At 40.7% G+C, this 20660-nt stretch carries 17 protein-coding genes and 1 other annotated feature; of the genes, 2 read left to right on the top strand and 15 right to left on the bottom strand.

What is annotated here, in order from left to right; genetic code table 11:
- Positions 1 to 153: 153 nt before the first annotated feature.
- From ACI48O_RS08270 to ACI48O_RS08250, 5 genes are all read right to left on the bottom strand, one after another.
- Positions 154 to 1485: a pilus assembly PilX N-terminal domain-containing protein gene (locus ACI48O_RS08270; RefSeq protein ID WP_435561266.1), complete on the bottom strand. Its 1332-nt coding sequence runs from the start codon at positions 1483 to 1485 to the stop codon at positions 154 to 156.
- An 8-nt stretch (positions 1486 to 1493) separates the two neighbouring features.
- Positions 1494 to 1931 carry a prepilin-type N-terminal cleavage/methylation domain-containing protein gene (locus ACI48O_RS08265; protein ID WP_435561264.1) on the bottom strand — a complete coding sequence of 146 codons (438 nt, stop codon included), beginning with the start codon at positions 1929 to 1931 and terminating at the stop codon, positions 1494 to 1496.
- Positions 1916 to 2362 (bottom strand): hypothetical protein, encoded by a 447-nt coding sequence (locus ACI48O_RS08260; RefSeq protein WP_435561263.1) that lies wholly within the window; start codon positions 2360 to 2362, stop codon positions 1916 to 1918. Before ACI48O_RS08260 ends, ACI48O_RS08265 begins: the two co-directional genes overlap by 16 nt.
- Before the next feature lie 196 nt (positions 2363 to 2558).
- Entirely contained in the window at positions 2559 to 3863 is a 1305-nt protein-coding gene (locus ACI48O_RS08255) for a bifunctional folylpolyglutamate synthase/dihydrofolate synthase (RefSeq protein WP_435561262.1), read from the bottom strand.
- Positions 3864 to 4340: 477 nt separating this feature from the next.
- Positions 4341 to 6986, bottom strand: coding sequence for a valine--tRNA ligase (locus ACI48O_RS08250; RefSeq protein ID WP_435561261.1), 2646 nt, complete (start codon positions 6984 to 6986; stop codon positions 4341 to 4343).
- Between the two features lie 253 nt (positions 6987 to 7239).
- Positions 7240 to 7470, bottom strand: a binding site (T-box leader).
- Positions 7471 to 7675: 205 nt separating this feature from the next.
- Here ACI48O_RS08250 and ACI48O_RS08245 point away from each other — a divergent pair.
- Positions 7676 to 7870, top strand: coding sequence for a hypothetical protein (locus ACI48O_RS08245; RefSeq protein ID WP_435561259.1), 195 nt, complete (start codon positions 7676 to 7678; stop codon positions 7868 to 7870).
- Positions 7871 to 7887: 17 nt separating this feature from the next.
- Here the strand turns inward: ACI48O_RS08245 and ysxE are convergent, their stop codons facing one another.
- The 8 genes from ysxE to hemA form a co-directional block, all read right to left on the bottom strand.
- Entirely contained in the window at positions 7888 to 8937 is a 1050-nt protein-coding gene (ysxE, locus tag ACI48O_RS08240) for a spore coat protein YsxE (protein WP_435561258.1), read from the bottom strand.
- Between the two features lie 121 nt (positions 8938 to 9058).
- The gene (gene spoVID, locus ACI48O_RS08235; protein WP_435561257.1) at positions 9059 to 10288 is read right to left on the bottom strand and encodes a stage VI sporulation protein D; all 1230 of its coding nucleotides are present in this window, start codon (positions 10286 to 10288) and stop codon (positions 9059 to 9061) included.
- 196 nt (positions 10289 to 10484) lie between these two features.
- A complete protein-coding gene (gene hemL / locus ACI48O_RS08230) occupies positions 10485 to 11774 on the bottom strand; it encodes a glutamate-1-semialdehyde 2,1-aminomutase (protein ID WP_435561255.1) in 1290 nt (429 codons plus the stop codon).
- Between the two features lie 98 nt (positions 11775 to 11872).
- Positions 11873 to 12853: a porphobilinogen synthase gene (gene hemB / locus ACI48O_RS08225; protein ID WP_435561253.1), complete on the bottom strand. Its 981-nt coding sequence runs from the start codon at positions 12851 to 12853 to the stop codon at positions 11873 to 11875.
- 15 nt (positions 12854 to 12868) lie between these two features.
- Entirely contained in the window at positions 12869 to 13651 is a 783-nt protein-coding gene (locus ACI48O_RS08220) for a uroporphyrinogen-III synthase (RefSeq protein ID WP_435561252.1), read from the bottom strand.
- On the bottom strand, positions 13648 to 14583 hold the full coding sequence (gene hemC, locus ACI48O_RS08215) for a hydroxymethylbilane synthase (protein ID WP_435561251.1): 936 nt from the start codon (positions 14581 to 14583) through the stop codon (positions 13648 to 13650). The genes ACI48O_RS08220 and hemC overlap by 4 nt, the downstream gene beginning before the upstream one ends.
- A 15-nt stretch (positions 14584 to 14598) precedes the next feature.
- Positions 14599 to 15432: a cytochrome C assembly family protein gene (locus tag ACI48O_RS08210; RefSeq protein ID WP_435561249.1), complete on the bottom strand. Its 834-nt coding sequence runs from the start codon at positions 15430 to 15432 to the stop codon at positions 14599 to 14601.
- Positions 15433 to 15446: 14 nt separating this feature from the next.
- The gene (gene hemA / locus ACI48O_RS08205; RefSeq protein WP_435561248.1) at positions 15447 to 16793 is read right to left on the bottom strand and encodes a glutamyl-tRNA reductase; all 1347 of its coding nucleotides are present in this window, start codon (positions 16791 to 16793) and stop codon (positions 15447 to 15449) included.
- Positions 16794 to 17157: 364 nt separating this feature from the next.
- On the opposite strand from hemA, the gene ACI48O_RS08200 reads away from it, so the two are divergent.
- Complete coding sequence (locus tag ACI48O_RS08200; protein WP_435561247.1) at positions 17158 to 17643, top strand: LiaF transmembrane domain-containing protein; 486 nt, start codon at positions 17158 to 17160, stop codon at positions 17641 to 17643.
- Positions 17644 to 17687: 44 nt separating this feature from the next.
- Here the strand turns inward: ACI48O_RS08200 and yihA are convergent, their stop codons facing one another.
- Both yihA and lon read right to left on the bottom strand, forming a co-directional pair.
- Positions 17688 to 18272 carry a ribosome biogenesis GTP-binding protein YihA/YsxC gene (yihA, locus tag ACI48O_RS08195; protein WP_435561245.1) on the bottom strand — a complete coding sequence of 195 codons (585 nt, stop codon included), beginning with the start codon at positions 18270 to 18272 and terminating at the stop codon, positions 17688 to 17690.
- A complete protein-coding gene (gene lon, locus ACI48O_RS08190; RefSeq protein ID WP_435561244.1) occupies positions 18259 to 20592 on the bottom strand; it encodes an endopeptidase La in 2334 nt (777 codons plus the stop codon). The genes yihA and lon overlap by 14 nt, the downstream gene beginning before the upstream one ends.
- Positions 20593 to 20660: the final 68 nt, after the last annotated feature.

The raw sequence follows: 20660 nt of genomic DNA, 5'->3' as shown, positions 1-20660 counted from the left end.
GATAAATATTATGAATTTTTTTCCAACAATTCAAAGATTCATACGTGATAAGCGTTTATTCCCTATTCAGCATCGGTAAACTTGACAAAACAAGGGCGCCTGATTGTCAAAATAGGCGCCACTTAATAAAGATTTTTTCTATTTTAGTAATACTTAATTTTCGCGAACAGGTTCTCCGATAATCATATCCCGTACCGGGGTAAGTCCCGATCCGTTATCAACAAACAAAGGTGAATTATCATAGTTAATTTGAACGAATTTGAAAATAAAATTATCATCATTACCGCTAGAGGATAGCGTTTTCGCAATAATTGAACCTGAAAAAGAGGCATTTACATTAACAACAGCATTCGGAGCATAAATCATCTTCGGCAAATTGGCGGTTCCAGCTCCCGTAATAGAAATAGAAGTTCCCGCCGTGATGATATGACCTTGGACACCCGATACATAATTATTAACAACCAAATTGGCATCTTTAGCAAACATCGAGCCTTGAATTAACCCAGCAATATTGGACGCCGTACCCTCCAAAAAGATATATACCTTTTCGATATCCCCGCCAGTATTAAGAATGCTTCCTGATGCCATCGTGATATTTTTGGCATAAATCGCAAGCTTACCACTTCCGATGATTTCAATTTTTGCACCACTCGCTAGATTAAGATTATTTACCACTATGTTTTTATTAATATAGCCAACGTCAATCTTTAATGTTTGATTGGCACCAACTGTTAGGCTGTTAAATACCATATCTTGTTCCATTACAAGTGAGTTGCTCGTATAGTTTACGCCATTCGTTGGAGCTGAGAATATCGGGAACTCCGGAATCGGCAAAGGGGTTCCGACATTCGTATAAACATTCCCCGTAACAATTGCCTTGCTTCCGTTTAAAGTGACTTCCGTTAACGAGCCATTTGTTCCGATTGATCCGTCAACCGGAACGTTCTTTAAGGTTAGGTTTTCTTTTACAAACAACACAGTACCTGCGGGAATGGTTACTCCGCTCTTCGGTTTCCAAGTAAGATAAATGATTTTCGTAACCTTCCGAGTACGGTTATTGATTATCCCTTTAGATGTAATTTTATATTTGTTACTATAAGAAACTACAGAATCATTAGGAAGTTTTTCGATCTTAATTTTTACCACAGGTTTGCTTCCAAACGATTCTTCAAAATAATTTTCGATAACCTTTTCTTGCCCTAATTCCATCAACCCTTCGACTCTGCTAAAAAAATCACTAGCCGATAAAGATTGACCATAAACAGAAGCAATTCTACTACTTATATCATTTATTTTGTAAGTAATGCCCGATTCAGCAATGTAATAGGATGATTGATAATTTCGTTCTGTAGAAGTCATTTTTATATTGTTGACAGAAAGCCCCATAACGGCTAACCCCAAAATAGAAATGACCACAAATGCTAATAATACGGCTACTAAGGCAATTCCTCTTTCATTATTTACTTTGAGAAACCATTTTTGCATTGAATCACCTATTTTCTTAAATAAATAGTCGTTGAAAGCGTTGTTTGTGGATGATTATTGGATGGTGTATTGGCAATTTTTACGGTTAGTTTTTCATCTGTTTTTGTTATCGTGAATTGTTGGATATTTGAAATCAACGTTTGGTTATTTTTTTTAAGAATATTATTTTCAAGCTTATAAACATCAGTCCCATTGATCGTCAACACATTATTTGCCACACTCACACTTGAAGCCTTCCTTATTTCCTTTGTGACAATATTCAACGCCAATCTTACATTCGATTGATTTTGAACTTCATTTGATTGGCTATTCATTTGTTTTTGGCCAAACAGGTGAACAGACGTTGCCATCAACAGTACCATGGATACAAGAGCTAGGGTAATTAATAATTCAAGCAGCGTAAGTCCTTTTTCATTCTTTTTAAGTAGGGTTACTGTTTTTTCCATGATAGTAAAATCTCCATTTGCGCTTTTTTGTCCGCTTTTGAACGATCCTTATAAACCTTAACTCGAACCTTTACTAATGAACTATTAGGGGTTGGAACTAATTCAATATATACATAGTGGCCCGCTTCATTTTTTTCAAAAAAGGCATTCGTGCTGGTCTTGCTTAATTGGGTATATCCCTTACTTGTAACCGCGGCTGTCGCGATATCATATGAAGTAGATGAAACCACAATATTATAGATTTCTTCCATATTTGCTTCGGCAACATAAGTGGCGTCCATCATATTTTTTGAAACACTGTTCGTACGGGATGATTGGATAAACATAGTAATGAGGGAAATAATAATTATAGATAGGATGACAATCGAAGCTAATATTTCTACTAAAGAGACCCCTTTATCAGAGGTATAATAAGAAGCCCATTTATTCATGCAAATACATCACCTCTAGGTTGCTTTGGATAAAATCTGAGATTTTTTTTACATATTTCGACCATTATCGACATACCATTAGTTTAACAGGCTAATAGACTTATTACAATAATCAAAGTGTTAACAGGATTAGACTGTTTATTATGATAAAAAAAGAGGATCCAACTTACTCTTAGTAGGTTAGATCCTCTTTTTGTTAATTTAGTAATTTTAGTAGAAATGGCTTTAAACTCGAAAGGAAGTAAAGTGAACCAGTAATGACCAAGAGTTCATTTTCCTTCATTTCAGGTATTGTTTTTGTTAAAAATTGCTGCCAGTTTTGCGCAATATGTTTATTTTCTGAAGAGCTGAGATCATATAATGATTGCGCTTGTGAGGCACGTGGGAAATCGAATTCTGTAAACGTAATCTTGTCCGTTACTCCATCCAAAAGATGAATCATCTTATTCAGATCTTTATCGGCAAGGGCGGTAAACAAGATTTGGATTTGTTTATTGGAGTAACGTGCCTTTAGCTCCTGTACTAATGCTCCAATTCCCTCTTCATTATGGGCGCCGTCCATCATAATGAAAGGCTGGTCTGAAATTAATTCCATTCTGCCTGGCCAGTATGCACGGTGAAGTCCTTTGCGAATATCATCTTCTTCGATTAAGAACGCAAAGTACTGTTTTAATATTTGTGCAGCCATAATCGCCAGGGAAGCATTCTCGACTTGATGCTGTCCCAACATTGATATTTGAATTTCCTGTAAGCTTTGAAAAATGGAACGGAAGCTAAATTCTTCGCCTCTCGTCAAAGATTTATGGTTAGACACGGAAAACTCTTTTCCCAATTGGTAGAGAGCTGCCTTCAGCTCCTTTGCTTTTGTTTCAATAACATTTAGCGCTTCTGGCTGCTTTACTGCTGTTAAGATCGGGGTTCCAGATTTGATGATGCCCGCTTTTTCAGTAGCTATTTTTTCATATGTATCTCCAAGAATATTCGTGTGATCCATGCCAATGCTGGTTATAATCGACAGCAGCGGGTGAAGAATATTCGTTGAGTCGAATCTGCCTCCGAGACCCACTTCGTAAAGCACGATGTCAACTGGGTTCTTTTTAGCAAAATAGTACAGTGACATCGCGGTGATCACTTCAAATTCTGTCGGTCCGCCAAGCTCGGTTGACTCCAGTTCATCTGCCAACGGCTTAATGATGTTGGTGAGTTCGAGCATCTCTTCATCAGAAATTGCCTTTCCGTTCACACTTATCCGCTCATTAAATTGCTCGAAAAATGGGGACGTAAACGTGCCCACCTTGCAGCCGGCTTCTTCTAAAATGCAGCGTAAGAAGGTCAGCGTTGAGCCCTTTCCATTTGTCCCGCCGATGTGAATCGTTTTAATTCTCCGTTCTGGATGGTTGAGACGCTCCATCATCCACTCCATTCGCGCGAGTCCTGGCTTGATTCCTAAGCGGAGCCGGGCGTGGATCCAGGTTAATGCTTGTTCATATGTTTGAAACATGGGAAGTTCACCTCCAAATGTTTAAGTAGTTTCGGTTTGCGTTTGTCGTTGGTTTTTATAATAAGTTTAATATACGGATAAAAGTGCTGAAGCCACGGATAGAACATCGAAATCTACGGATAACCGGACATAATTCACGGATAAAACTTCAAAATCTACGGATAAAGCGCCGAAATCCACGGATAGACCTAGAACAAAGCAGTCAACTTTAACGATTTCTTCATTTTTAGCAAGTTTTTATTCAACTTGATGCCGGTTTTAATCGTCTATTTGCCGATTTCGCCTGTTTATTTGCCGATTCTATCGTTTTATTTGCCAATTTCGTCTGTTTTTTTGCCGATTTCCAACTTCTATTTGCCAATTTCACAGTTTTATTTGCCAATCAACGAATTTCGGCGAGTTTCCGTAGTACTCATTGCACAAATGAAACGAACCCGATACACCGGGTTCGCTTTTTTTCACACATCACACTGTCAATTATAGACTCTTTAATTCATTTAAGCGCACTTCAACGGCAGCGCGTTTCTCCATATAATCCTGTTCCTTGGCACGCTCTTCTTCGATAACCTTTGCTGGTGCCTTGCTTACAAAGCCTTGATTGCTTAATTTCTTCTGTACTCGTTCAACCTCTTTAGTCAATCGGTCAAGCTCTTTCTCAAGACGAGCACGTTCTTCATCGAGATTAATCAGGCCTGCAAGTGGAAGGATAATCTCTGCTCCTGTTACTACAGCGGTCATCGCCTTATCTGGTGCTTCGAGATCCACTGCAATGACAAGCTCTTCAGGATTACAGAAGCGCTCGATGTAGCCGCTGTTTTTCTCTAGAACAGCAAGCACACCAGCATCCTTTGCCTTCAGCATGATCTTAATTTTCTTACTTAATGGTGTGTTCACCTCAGCACGGATATTTCGAACCGAGCGGATGATTTCAACCAACAGCTTCATTTCCGAAGCAGCTTGCTCATCAACCATCGCTGGATCCACTACCGGCCAGCTTGCGGTTGTAATCGATTCGCCGCTATGAGGAAGGTTCTGCCAAATTTCCTCGGTAATAAATGGCATGAATGGATGCAACAGGCGCATCGTCTGATCTAATACATAGGCTAAAATCGAACGAGTTGTTTTCTTTGCCGCTTCATCGTCACCGTACAATGGCAGCTTCGCCATCTCAATATACCAATCACAGAAATCGTCCCAAATGAAGTTGTATAACGCACGGCCCACTTCACCGAACTCATAGCGATCAGACAAGCGCGTTACATTTTCAATCGTTTCGTTTAAACGAGTTAGGATCCACTTATCGGCAACGGATTTTTCTCCGCTTAAATCGATCTCATCATAAGTCATGCCGTTCATATTCATTAACGCAAAACGAGATGCGTTCCAAATTTTATTAGCAAAATTCCAGGTTGCTTCAACCTTCTCCGTGCTATAGCGTAAATCTTGACCTGGTGAGCTTCCAGTCGATAGGAAGTAGCGTAAGGAATCTGCACCGTACTGATCAATAACCTCCATTGGGTCTACACCGTTGCCAAGAGATTTACTCATCTTACGGCCTTGTGCATCGCGAACTAGGCCATGAATCAATACATCATTAAATGGACGTCCGCCTGTGAACTCAATCCCTTGGAAAATCATGCGCGATACCCAGAAGAAAATGATATCGTAGCCTGTTACTAGTGCCGCGGTTGGATAGTAGCGTTTAAAGTCCTCAGCATCTGCATCTGGCCAGCCTAATGTTGAAAATGGCCATAGTGCTGACGAGAACCATGTATCCAAAACGTCATTGTCTTGAACCCAGTTTTCACTGTCTGCTGGAGGCTCGTTTTCAACGTAAATTTCACCTGTTTCTTTATGGTACCAGGCCGGAATCCGGTGACCCCACCAAAGCTGACGTGAAATACACCAGTCACGGATATTTTCCATCCAACGTAAATACGTCTTTTCAAATCGATCCGGTACGAAGTTAACCTTTTCCTCCTCTTGCTGAAGAGCAATCGCTGCATCTGCTAATGGCTGCATTTTAACAAACCATTGTGTTGAAAGGTAAGGCTCAACAACCGCGCCACTGCGCTCAGAGTGTCCAACTGAATGAAGATGCTCTTCAATTTTGAATAGAACACCAGCTTCTTGTAGGTCCTTTACGATTTGCTTGCGGCATTCGAAACGATCCATGCCTTGGTACTTGCCAGCACGTGCGTTCATTGTTCCGTCTTCATTCATTACTAAAACGCGCTCAAGATTATGGCGATTTCCTAACTCAAAGTCATTAGGGTCATGAGCAGGAGTAATTTTAACCGCACCTGATCCAAATTCTATATCAACATAATCATCCCCAACGATTGGAATTTCTCGGCCAACGATTGGTAAAATAACGGTTTTGCCAATCATATCCTTGTAGCGCGGATCCTCTGGATGAACCGCAACTGCCGTATCTCCAAGCATCGTTTCCGGACGAGTTGTTGCTACTTCAATATAGCCCGATCCATCGGCAAACGGATATTTCATATGGTAAAACGCACCTTGTACGTCTTTGTAAATAACCTCAATATCAGAAAGTGCTGTTTTCGTAGAAGGATCCCAGTTGATGATGTATTCACCGCGGTAAATTAACCCTTTTTTATAAAGGTTTACGAATACTTCTTTAACAGCATCTGACAGGCCTTCATCAAGTGTAAAGCGTTCACGGCTATAATCGAGTCCAAGACCTAGTTTCGACCACTGCTCGCGAATATGGCCGGCATACTCTTCCTTCCACTTCCACGTTTCTTCAACAAATTTCTCACGACCAAGGTCGTAGCGACTTTTTCCTTCTCCACGAAGCTTTTCCTCTACCTTCGCTTGAGTGGCAATTCCGGCATGGTCCATTCCAGGGAGCCACAAAACATCGTACCCCTGCATCCGCTTCATTCTTGTTAAAATATCTTGAAGCGTTGTATCCCATGCATGGCCTAAGTGAAGCTTACCAGTTACGTTTGGCGGTGGAATAACAATTGTATAAGGCAGTTTATCAACATCATCCTTGGCTTCAAAAAATTTCCCGTTTAACCACCAATCATAGCGGCCCTGCTCAATTGCCCGGGGATCATATTTGGTCGGCATTGATAGTTCTTTTGTTTCCATTACACTTTCCTCCATTTTTTAAAAAATAGATCCGTTTCGTTAAACGCATTTTTTTAGGCTCTGTTAACCTTGTGTTGATTTCCGCTTCAGGCACTCGCTTTCCGCGGGCAGTCCGGGAGCCTCCTCGGCGCTTTTGCGCCTCCGGGGTCTCCCAAGACTTGCTTTTCCCGCAGGAGTCTCGTGCCTTCCGCTCCAATCAACAAGTGCTCAAAATCAACAGCCTTTTTATAAAACAAAAAACTCCATTCGTCATGAAAAGGACGAATGGAGTATGCTTCGCGGTACCACCTTTTTTCCAATTAGAAAAAGACATAATTGGCGCTTAAAACAATAACGGATGCTCCGTCTCCAACTACTGGAAAAATCGTTCGCAGGAGATGCTCAAGGGCGACCTTCCAATGGTCTGTATAGGAAGCTCTCAGCAAAATGCTTCCCTCTCTTTAACACAGATTTACACTGTACTCTTCCCTATCTTCGCTTTTATTTTCAATTATTTTCGGGTAGGCTTTAACCCCAGCCGATGACTTTATTCATAAGCTATACTACCTAAAAAAGGGGACTATCGTCAATCATCTTTACCGATTTTTTTCTAGTATATACATTTTTGGAGGAATGTTTCATATCTTGATAGCACTTTTACAAGAAATTGAGCATAGAATAGTAAAACAAAGTTGTGTGAAGGGGGAAGAATGTTGAAGCGCAGATATAATCCATACAAACTTCCACCATGGCTTCGAACCGTTCGCAATGTGTGCTGCCAATTTGTCATCCCATTCTGTGTTTTTCAAGGGATCCGAACGATATTCCTGCCGACGACCTTTGATGTTTTGCTGTTAACCATTCTGATCTTATTAGCGCTAGCCTTTCAATTTGAATTTTTATGATAAAGAGAAGGAGCCCATTATCCATTCTGGGCTCCTTCTTGTTGTTGTTGGGCGGCTGCTTCTTGCTGTCTTTGAATTTCCACCAGCCTGCTCACAACATATTCTATGTTTTTCAAAAGCCAATATTGGCGTTGAAGCTGCTGCGAGAATTTCCTTTCCTTTTTGCGATTATTTCGTGTGTGATATTTTTGGACAACATTTATTAGAGAGGACGGATGAGTAAAATAGCTCAGCATTAAATGTCTTTCCTCCTGTTTAAGCGGAAAATATTTAAGATAAATAAGCAGCCATTCAATACAGTCTTCACTCCGTTTTGGAAATCCCTTTAATGCCTGGGTTAAATAGGGAAGAAGGTCTTGGTAAGGCGAACCTTGCTTCGCCCTTTCAAAATTCATAAAATATCCGTACCCTTTATCATCAAATAGGAAATGATCTGAGGAAAATTTTCCGTGAATTAAAACAGATCTTATTTTTTCCTCTTCCTTTGTTTTTTCATACCAAGCTTCAAGCTGTTCCTTAGAGAACCGGAGTGCTTGGGAAACATCATGATAATAAAGACAAAATTGTAATTCAAACGGAGACATATATGGTTTTTTTTCGCACTGTTCAAGAAATCCTTTTAAAAATTCCTCATCCTTTTCCAACAAAAGCAAAGTGTTTTCATAATGTTCTTTCCGGTCTTCTTTTTTAATTGGAAATTCATAAGTTGATAGTGTATGAAGACGAGCGAGTTCACGAAATAATTTTTTGTTTTTCTCGGACGGGTCATCCTTTACCTCACCTGCAAGCCAGGGCATTAAATAATACAACGCATTTTGATAAAGAACCGCATACCTTCCATCCAAAGTCGGATAAATGGGAACAACCCGGTTATAACCTTTTTGGTAGAGGGATTGGATGTGGCGGATAAACTCAGTCCCATAAGTGGGCGGCACCATTTTCAAGGCAAAAACGCCTTTATTGGAATAGACCTTCTTCACTTTTCCCATATCCTCTACAAAATATGGTTCAACCCCATAAGGACGAAGAATCGCTGAAGCCTCTACAAGAATCTTATTATTACTCATCAATTTCACTCTCTTTCGAAACGAAGAGCTGCATTAGAAAAACGCCTTTTCACTGAGCTAATACTCAGCGTAATCAAAAAAGCAGGAGAGCAGGCTATGAAAACCTGCTCAAGCAAATTTATTAACTGCTGGCTGTCTCAGGAATATAGAGGACTTGCCCCTCGTAAACATCCTGATTAGCCTCTAAATGGTTAACTCTAACGATTTGTTGCACGGATAAATGATAGCGACGGGACAGGCTATCAAGAGTATCCCCATTCTGAACGATACAAACTCTTAACTTTGCCTGCTGTTCATTTTCTGCCTTACGCCCTAGAAACTCAGCAATCGACATACTCTTTTTCTTCGTGAATTTCTTTAGCAGTCCTATTTGTGCTGGCGAGGAAGAGGATGACTCCTCATGCTCGATTCCCGACTCTATTGCCTTTTGGACGACATCTTGCCCACCCATTTCATAAACCGGTTCCAGAGCTTGTTCTGGTTCCTGTGGCGGGACATCGGACCGATTAGCCGCCAGCGTAAAATCAGGTATTTTTGGGATCAATTTTTTCTGTGTTGGATCGGGTACTCCCCAGGCGAACTCGGCAGATTCTTCTATATGCGGCTGTCTCTTCGCCTCAGCGGAGAATGGCTTAGAATATTCAAAATTACCCGATTCGTCATCCAATTGATTGCTATGAGATTCAATCGGGTTGGACAAGATAAAATTAGGTGTATACATTTGCGGTGCCTCTTGATTTTCCTCATGCTCTGAGCGATAAAGCGGCTCCAGTTCCGGAACTTCTTCCGTTTTGCTTTGGGCCGAATAGGATTCCTCCTCTTTACGGGCAGCCTCGACATCAATATTTATTCCCGCTACCTCTTCGGCTTCATTCCGTGGAACATCCAACGGAACCTCTTCCTCAATGGGAACATTTTGCTGCTCTCCATAGAGTCCTGAAATCGTTAAGTCAGCCACAAGCTTTAAACAGCTCCGCTCCGGGACAGCATAATCAAATGAATCGACTGTCACATCAATATCATAAACACTTTGGATGCGATTATTTGGGATGGTTATATCAACCGGAAAACGATGTAAAAATTCATAAATACCTTCTTCTCGTTCTTCGACGGATTGGACAAATTTTGGCGCAGATATAGCCTCTTCCTGTTCTGTTGTTTCATCTTCGAATCTCTTATATTCGCCTGTTAGTTCAAGCGAGCCGCGAATGGCAACGTACTGATCATTTTCGATAATGGTTATATTCGGATCCAAAGAGATCGACACTAATTCAGCGACTTCCTGTCCTTTTTGAAACCACACAGATTCTTCTAAGGAAAATCGTAGGTGCGATTGATTTTCTTGAGACAAAGCGACTCCTCCCTTCATATCCCTATACGTTAATCACCATGTCATTAACACTGTATGAAGTAGAAGATTTTTTTATGATAAAAATAAAAAGAAAGAAGTTGTTGTTGAGAAACTTAAATTCCGGACCTATCCAAAACAAAAAAACAGCCTCAAATCGGTAAAATACCAGATCCGAGGCTGTATTTTTTCTAAAATATTACCCGCGCAGCTTTGAAAATGCCACTTCAGCGGCTGCAATTGTCTTTTGAATGTCTTCATCGCTGTGTGCAGTCGATAAGAAGATTCCTTCAAACTGAGATGGCGGCAAGAATACGCCTTCGTTCGCCATTTCACGGAAGTAGTTCGCAAAAAACTCTAAATCAGAGGTCTTTGCTGTCTCGTAATTAATTACGTTTTCGTTTGTAAAGAAGAAGCCAATCATGGAGCCGGCACGATTACATGTTAATGGAACATCATACTTTTCAGCTGCCGCTTTAAACCCTGCTTCGAGCATGTCAGCTTTACGGCCAAACTCAACATAATTTTCAGGACTAAGCTGGCTTAACGTTGCAAGACCCGCAGCCATTGCCAATGGGTTACCAGATAACGTTCCCGCTTGGTAAATCGGTCCGCTTGGAGCGATCTGCTCCATAATTTCACGCTTACCGCCGTACGCTCCTACAGGAAGTCCGCCGCCAATTACTTTGCCTAAGCAAGTTAAATCAGGGGTAATGCCAAAATACCCTTGGGCACAATTATAACCAACGCGGAAGCCGGTCATAACTTCATCAAAAATCAATAAAGCACCGTATTGAGTCGTAATTTCGCGCAAGCCTTCTAAGAAACCAGGTTGTGGCGGAACAACACCCATATTGCCGGCAACAGGCTCAACAATGATACATGCGATATCTTCGCCAAATTGTTCAAACGCATATCGAACACTCTCTAAATCGTTGTAAGCCACCGTAATCGTGTTTTTTGCAACACTTTCAGGGACACCAGGGCTGTCAGGTAAACCAAGCGTAGCGACCCCGGAACCTGCTTTAATCAGCAAGGAATCACCATGACCATGGTAACAGCCTTCAAATTTCAAAATTTTATTGCGGCCAGTATAACCGCGTGCTAAGCGCAATGCGCTCATCGTTGCTTCTGTACCAGAAGAAACCATTCGAACCACTTCGATTGAAGGCACACGCTCGCGAACGAGCTTAGCCACTTCGTTTTCGATTAACGAAGGTGCACCAAAACTTGTCCCAAGTTCGGCAACCTTCTTTATCGCTTCGACCACTTTGTCATTCGTATGACCTAAAATAAGCGGTCCCCATGATAATACGTAGTCAATATATTCATTGCCATCAATATCATAAATTTTGGAGCCTTTTCCGCTTGCCATGAAAATTGGATCCATGTTAACCGATTTAAAGGCACGCACAGGTGAATTGACACCGCCAGGCATTAACGTTTTTGCTTCTTGAAAAGCTGCGATTGATTTTTCGTAAGAGCGCATGTTTATCTCCTTATTATCGTTTTTTAACCGCTGCGAAACGCAGACGAAATCGTACAAAATAGGATTATTAAAATTATCGTTTACTCAATAAACTAAAATTATTGCTCTCGCAACCACTTAGCTGCATCCTTAGCAAAATAAGTAATGATTAGGTCGCCACCAGCACGCTTCATGCCAGTTAGCATCTCCATTACTGTATTTTTTTCATCAATCCAGCCGTTTTGGGCTGCAGCCTTAACCATTGAATATTCTCCGCTCACATTGTAAATGACAACTGGTAAATTAAAGTTGTTCTTCACATCGCGGACGATATCTAAGTATGGCAGACCCGGCTTAACGATTAAGAAATCGGCACCTTCGATTACGTCTGATTCCGCTTCGCGAATCGCTTCAAGGCGGTTGGCTGGATCCATTTGATACGCTTTGCGATCACCAAATTGAGGTGTGCTTTCTGCTGCCTCACGGAACGGTCCATAAAATGCAGATGCATATTTAACTGCATAGGACATAATTGGAATATTTTCAAAGCCCGCTTCATCCAGGCCAGCACGAATTGCTGCAACAAAGCCATCCATCATATTAGATGGAGCAATGATGTCTGCCCCTGATTTAGCTTGGCTGACAGCTGTTTGAACGAGCAATTCTAAAGATGGATCATTCAATACGGTACCATTTTCAATCACACCACAATGACCATGACTGGTGTATTCACAAAGGCATGTATCAGCAACCACAATCACTTCAGGATAATGCTCTTTAATAAAGCGGGTTCCTTCCTGGACGATTCCGTGATCGTGGAAAGCACCTGTACCACATTCATCCTTTTCAGCCGGAATTCCGAACAGCAATACGGATTTAATCCCTAAAGCCACTACTTCATCCATTTCAGCTTTAAGATTATCAAGGGATAGCTGATAGATTCCAGGCATTGATGAAATTTCATTGCGAATATTGTTTCCTTCGATTATAAAAATCGGATAAATTAAATCATTCACGCTTAAATGATTTTCACGAACTAAGGCACGCATATTGGCACTTGAACGCAAACGACGATGGCGTGTGAATTGTAATTCTTTCATAAAAAAACCTCCTGTTTATCGAGTAGCTTGATTCAACTTATCAATAAGAGCTAGGATCATATCTTTGACGGTATATTCAGCGGGGGAGACATCAACAGTCAACCCTGCGGATAACGCTTTCTTCGTTGACACAGGCCCGATACAGGCAACCAGACAAGTCTTAATCTTTTCCTGCAATTGATTTTCAGTGACTATTTCCATAAAATGCTCGATCGTCGATGGGCTTGTAAACGTTAAGATATCGAGCTCGTCATTTTTTAACATGTCTACTAATTTAGATTTACTTTCTTCAGGTGCATAGGTTTCATAAATAATAGATTCAGTTACTTGTGCCCCTGCTTCCATTAATGAGGCAGCAATAAAGTCCCTGGCCAGATTTCCCTTCGGAATAAAAATCTTCATGCCGGGCGTGATCAAAGGCAGGAATTCCTTTACAAATCCCTCAGCAACATATTCGGTTGGTGTAAACTCAACCGAAATTCCTTTTTCCAACAAGACTTGCTTTGTCCTTGCACCGATTACCGCAACCTTAGGTAAACTCGGTTCTCCTTGTTGGCTCGCTAGACTGAAAAATGTATCGACCGTAACATTACTTGTGAAAATGATCCAATCATATGTATGAAGCACGTTAAAAACTTCTTTTAACTCAGCATTTACCGGGACAGGTCGAAATGCAATCATCGGAATTTCGACCGGAACCCCACCGTATTTTTTCACCAAATCGGAAAAGGGCTTTGATTGCCCTTTTCCTCTTGGAACTAATATTTTTTTCCCTTGCAAGGGGGATGGGTCCATCATTCCTGATCAAGCTCCTGCTTCACTTGGTCGATTAAGTCTTTTCCGCCCTTTGCAGTTAATCGTTCAGCAACAATCACGCCAACATCTTCTGGATTTTGGCCAGTTTCTTGCTCTTTATAAATAATATTTCCATCAGGAGAGGCAACCAACCCTGTTAAAACAATCTCATCTTGGTCATTAATATAGGCATAACCTGCAATTGGAACCTGACAGCCGCCTTCCATTTTTTGAAGAAAAGCACGTTCTGCGCGCACTGCACGTTCTGTATTTTTACAAGTAAATTTCTCGAATAATGCTAATAATTCCTCATCATCACCGCGGCACTCGATTGATAAAGCCCCTTGTCCAACAGCCGGTACACAAAGGTCAGCATCAATAAATTCAGTGATAACATCATCTGCCCAGCCTAAACGCTTTAATCCAGCTGCAGCAAGAATAATCGCATCGTATTCGCCGTTGTTTAGCTTTTCTACTCGTGTATCAATATTTCCACGGATCCATTTGATTTCTAAATCAGGACGCTTTGCTAGAAGCTGAGCACTGCGACGAAGACTGCTTGTGCCAAGAACCGCTCCTTGCTTCAATTGGTCAAATGGAACATTATCCTTAGAAATAAGGACATCACGATGGTCTTCACGGTAAGGAATTGAACCAATTACTAATCCCTCTGGGAGAACAGCAGGCATGTCTTTCATACTATGAACGGCCATATCGATTTCTTTATCAAGCATTGCTTGTTCTATTTCTTTTACAAATAGGCCCTTCCCTCCGACTTTTGAAAGAGTAACATCCAGAATGCGGTCACCCTTTGTTACAATTTCCTTTACTTCAAATTCGAAAGAAGGATCCAATTTCTTTAATTGGTCGATTACCCAGTTCGTTTGTGTTAACGCCAGCTTGCTTCTTCTTGAACCTACAATAATTTTTCTCATGACAGCCTCCTAGTATTATGCGTACCAAAAATGAAATGATGATAGCTTTCCAAAAAAGAAGAAATTTAATAACACAATTAAAAAAGCTCCAATATTCCAAAGCGCTAGTGTTTTGCCGTAAAGTCCTTTTCCGACACGTAAATACAAGTACACACTATATAAGCAAAGGACGATAAATGAACCTAATACTTTCGGATCATACCAAGTCATATTAGGTACTTTAATAAACGCCCATTGCAAGCCAAGGACTAAACCTAAAAACAGGATCGGAACTCCTATCACATTTAAAATATATGACAGTCGTTCAAGCTTTGAGAGGTCAGCAATTCTTAGCAGCCTCGTCCCCCATTTTTTCTGTTTCAATAAATTATATTGAATTAGGTACAATAGGGAAAATACGAAAGATAAAGAAAACGCCCCATATGAAAGGATCGCCATTGTAATATGAATCAGCAACAGTTCGGATATGAGCTGTTTTGCCATGATCACTGAATTATACTGAACAGGAGCAAACGTATGGATGGCCATAATGACAAAGCCAAGGATATTGGTAAAAAAGACGATAAAATCCATGCGCAACAACTTATTAATTCCAAGGGACAGCGACACCAGCACCCATGCATAGAAATAAAGCCCCTCAAAAACAGATAAGACTGGAAATCTACCTGTTTTTACAATATAGAAAAGGAAGAAACTTGTTTGCAACACCCATACAAATGCAAGTAACCAGAAGGCCACTTGATTAGCCTTCCGGTTATTTTGTACAAAATCAATAAAATATAAGAGCACACTTAAGGCGTACACAAGAACGGTTAGTTCGTGCAGCCGGGTCATATATAAGTCAAACATGGACAGAACCTCTCTTATACTTGGAAGGAAGCCTGTGGTGCGTGAACCTTTTCCTGTCTAGTTTCGGCTGCTTTTTTATCGAGTTGTTGTTCTACTAATTCCTCGATATTAAATATTTTCACAAAAAGATCCAGTGCCTCCGCTCCATTTGGTTCGCTCGCAAGCTCCTTCGCTTGAAGAATTGGATCCTTTAGCATTTGATTAATAATACTTTTTGTATGCTTATTGATCACTTTTATATCACGATCGGAAAGGTGGGACAGCTTTCTTTCCATGCTGTTCATCGTTTCCGATTGAATCATAATCGCTTTTTCACGCAAAGCAGAGATTACAGGAACAACTCCAAGAAGGTTTAACCATTGCTTGAAATCAACGATCTCTTTCTCGATCATCAGCATAATCTTTTCAGCAGCTTTTTTGCGTTCTTGAAGATTGGCCTCAACGATGCCTTCCAAATCATCAATATCGTATAAAAACACACTTTCAAGTTCTGCTATTTTCGGATCGAGGTCACGAGGAACCGCAATGTCCACCATGAACAACGGTTTCCCTTTGCGTAATTTCGTAATATTTTGCATCATGTCTTTTGTGATGACAAATTCAGTTGCTCCAGTTGAACTGATTAAAATATCAGCATCGATTAACGAGCATTGAAGCTCTTGAAGTGATTTTGCCTCACCAGCAAAACGATCGGCTAAATCCTGAGCCTTCTCAAAGGTCCGGTTAATAACCGTCACCTTGCTTGCTCCATTAGAATGGAGATTTTGAATCGCAAGCTCACCCATTTTCCCTGCACCAAGTACAAGTACATGCTTTTGTTCAAGCGTTCCAAAAATTTTCTTTGCTAGTTCAACAGCAGCATAGCTGACTGAAACAGCATTCGCGCCGATATCTGTTTCGGAGTGCCCGCGCTTTGCTAGGGTAACAGCTTGTTTGAAAAGCTGGTTGAACACAGTTCCGGTAGCGTTTTCTTGTTGGGCCAATAAAAAACTAGAACGTACTTGTCCTAAAATTTGTGTTTCACCTAATACCATGGAGTTTAGACCACAGGCTACTTTGAATAAATGCTCAACTGCGCCATCCTGCTCATAAATAAATAGGAATGGAGTGAACTCCTCCTGCTCGATATGGAACCATTCGGAGAGAAACTCCTTAATATAGTAACGGCCAGTGTGTAACTGATCAACGACCGCATATATTTCCGTACGGTTACACGTAGAAATAATAACATTCTCTAAGATGCTTTTCTTCGATCTTAATGTGTGCATAGCATCTTTGATATTTGCCTCATTAAACGTTAAACGTTCACGAATTTCTACAGGGGCAGTTTTATAATTAAGACCGACTACTATAATATGCATTTTCTAATTGACACCCCCAAGTAAAATTGCATATTTGCCTAACTCATTATAACATGTGTGTTTTTTTCTTCTGCTTAAGAAATGTGAACAGAAACCGAAAAAAGAGTGATAAAAATTGGTCTAAAAATCCCCTTTTTTTAGGACAATTTTACAGGATTCAATTCCCCTTAAACACTCTAAAATTCTTAAGCAAAGCTCGTTCTTATAAATTATAATTAAATTTATAATTGCAGTTGACCGATGATGTCCGGCAATGTACCTTAATGTTAGATAATGTTAGCTAAAAATCGACATATACTTTCTTTTGTACATTATCAAAAATTTGGATATTTTTCAAGTAACCTTTGTTGGAAGTGGTGGTAAAGTGAAACATCAACGATATTTTCCCGGAATTATTTTAATTGGCTTTGGAGGTTATTTTCTCCTTCAGCACACAAATATTTCATTCCTTCAACAATTTTCTGGATGGCCAACGTTAATGATGATTGTCGGGCTCGCGATGCTGTGGCAGGGATATGGGGGAAAAGAAAGCGAAATGATTTTTCCTGGTGTGATTCTTTTTGGCTTCGGTCTCCATTTTCATGTTGTCACAAACCTACATATTTGGCCGGATCATATCGGCATTTTTATTTTAATCGTTGCCCTGGCCTATATTCTTAAATACCAGAGAACCGGCGTTGGTCTCGGTTATGGTATTTTCTTCTTAATCCTCGCAGCGGTGCTACTGTTTCAAGACCGCCTTACGGGATGGTTAGGGACGCTTGAGTCAAGCACCTCGTTCATCCTTAACTATTGGCCCATCCTATTGATTGGATTTGGACTTTATTTTCTTTTAAAAAAGAAAAGATAAGAGGGCAGGATTCAATATCCATGCCCTCTTCCTTTTGGCTTTTGTCAGCGCATATAGCTTTCCAAAATTGCCCACGCTTTATCTTTACCTTCTCCCGTTTCGGAAGAAAACATAACTAACGGGTCACTCTCATGTAATTCCAATGTCTCTTTCGTTATTTTCACATGCTTTTGCCATTTTGACTTTGGAATTTTATCCGCTTTGGTCGCGACGATGATGCAAGGGATGTTATAATGCTTTAAAAAATCATACATCATCCGATCATCGGCTGTTGGTGGATGCCGTAAATCAACTAACAGGACAACAGCTTTTAACTGTTCTCGAGTTGTGATATACGTTTCAATCATCTTTCCCCATGCTTCCCGCTCTTTTTTCGAAACCTTCGCATATCCGTAACCTGGAACATCTACAAAGTGGAATTGCTCATTGATTAAGAAAAAATTTAGCGTTTGTGTTTTACCAGGCTTTGAAGAAGTCCTGGCCAAAGCTTTGCGGTTTAACATCTTATTGATGAATGACGACTTCCCCACATTAGACCTTCCTGCTAATGCAATCTCTGGAAGGGGTGTATCAGGATATTGTGCCGGTCTGACGGCACTAATCACTATATCTGCACTATTTACTTTCATTTCCTACCTCTTTTAATGCATGCTTCAGAACTTGATCGATACTCGATACAAGGACGAATTCCAGCTGTTCTCGAACACTTTCTGGAATATCATCGATATCCTTTTCATTATCCTTCGGCAAAATTATTTTCGTTAATCCGGCACGATGTGCACTTAATGTTTTTTCTTTTAACCCGCCGATTGGCAATACCCGTCCTCTTAAGGTAATCTCGCCAGTCATTCCAACCTCTTTACGAATTGGCTTTCCTGTTAGGGCAGACACAAGGGCAGTTGCGATCGTAATCCCGGCAGATGGACCATCCTTTGGAACAGCTCCTTCTGGTACGTGGATATGAATGTCATGTTTCTCGTGAAAATCTTGGTCTATTCCAAGCTCAACCGCTTTTGAACGGACATAGCTGAAAGCTGCCTGTGCCGATTCTTTCATGACATCCCCAAGCTTACCGGTTAAGACAAGCTTTCCTTTACCAGGGGAAAGTGATACTTCGATTTGCAGTGTATCGCCACCAACGGTTGTATAGGCCAATCCTGTCGCGACTCCGACCTGATCCTCCAACTCTGCTTGACCGTAACGGAAAATTGGTTTTCCAAGGAATTCCTCGACCACTTTATCTGTAACCACCACTTTTTTCTTTTCACCAGAGACGATAATTCTCGCTGTTTTCCGGCAGATGGTTGCTAATTGGCGTTCTAGACTTCTTACGCCAGCTTCCCGCGTATAATATCGAATGACCTTCATAATACCATCATCACGTACTTGAAGCTGGCCTTTCGATAAACCATGCTCCTTTATTTGCTTTTGCAGCAAGTGATCCTTGGCAATATGAAGCTTCTCTAGTTCTGTATAACCTGCAATCGTGATGATTTCCATTCTGTCCCGCAACGGACCAGGGATCGTTGATAAATTATTAGCTGTTGCGATAAACATAACCTTGGATAGGTCATAGGTCTCTTCAATATAATGATCACTAAAGTTATAATTTTGTTCAGGATCTAATACTTCCAGCATCGCAGCTGAAGGGTCCCCGCGGAAATCACTGGACATTTTATCAATTTCATCAAGCAGGAATACTGGGTTAATCGTTCCTGCCTTTTTCATTCCTTGAATAATACGGCCCGGCATCGCCCCAACATATGTGCGACGGTGTCCTCGAATTTCGGACTCGTCACGTACACCGCCTAGAGAAACACGGACAAAATTTCGATTTAGCGATGTAGCGATCGAGCGGGCAAGACTTGTTTTACCGACCCCAGGAGGACCTGCAAGACAAAGAATTGGGCCTTTTAAGGAGTTGGTTAACTTCTGTACTGCCAAATACTCTAAAACGCGTTCCTTGACCTTTTCTAAGCCATAATGATCTTGATTCAGGATTTTTTCAGCCTTATGAATATCAAGGTCATCCTCGGTAGCATTGGTCCAAGGCAAGGAAATGAGCCATTCTATATAATTTCTAATCACGGCGCTTTCAGCGGAGCTTGCTGGAACCTTTTCGTACCGATCCAATTCCTTTAACGCCACTTCTTTAATGTGATTAGTCATTCCGGCGTTTTCGATTTTCTCAGTGAGTTCAGCAATTTCGCCAGTTTTACCTTCTTTATCGCCTAATTCCTTTTGAATCGCCTTCATTTGCTCCCGCAAATAATATTCCTTTTGAGTACGTTCCATTGAACGTTTAACACGCTGACCGATTTTTTTCTCAAGATTCAATACTTCTTTTTCATTATGAATAATATCAATTACTCGGTTCATTCTCTCTTTAACATCGACAGACTCAAGAATTTCTTGCTTATCCTTTAGTTTTAAAGGAAGGTGGGAAGCAATGATATCGGCCATTCTGCCGGGTTCATCAATATCCGCAACAGAAGTATACGTTTCTGCCGATATTTTTTTTGACATTTTTATGTATTGTTCAAAATGTTCTAGCATCGTTCTCATTAAGGCTTGTGCTTCAACATCTTTATCCTGATCATCCTCAAACGTTTTCAAACTGGCAACATAATGATTTTCTTCATCTTGCAATAGTACAATCTCTGCTCGCTTTAACCCTTCAACCAGCACTCGTATCGTGCCATTTGGAAGCTTGAGCATTTGTTTCACCCGTGTTAGTGTTCCCATGTGATAAAGGTCTTCTTCGGATGGTTCGTCAATCGAAACATCCTTTTGAGTTGTTAAAAAAATTAAATGGTCATCTACCATTGCTTTTTCAAGGGCTTGCACCGATTTCTCCCGACCAACATCTAAATGAAGGACCATGGATGGATATACCAGTAACCCTCGAAGCGGCAGGAGGGGAACGATAAGCTCTTTTGTTTTCGTCATACAATAACACCTCCAAATGAAAAAATCTTTACCCACACATTCATCATAATTCAGATAAAGTCTTTGTA

The organism is Neobacillus terrisolis, assembly GCF_051233475.1.
Taxonomy (GTDB): domain Bacteria; phylum Bacillota; class Bacilli; order Bacillales; family Cytobacillaceae; genus Bacillus_BU.
This window is presented reverse-complemented; position numbering and strand designations above follow the sequence as displayed.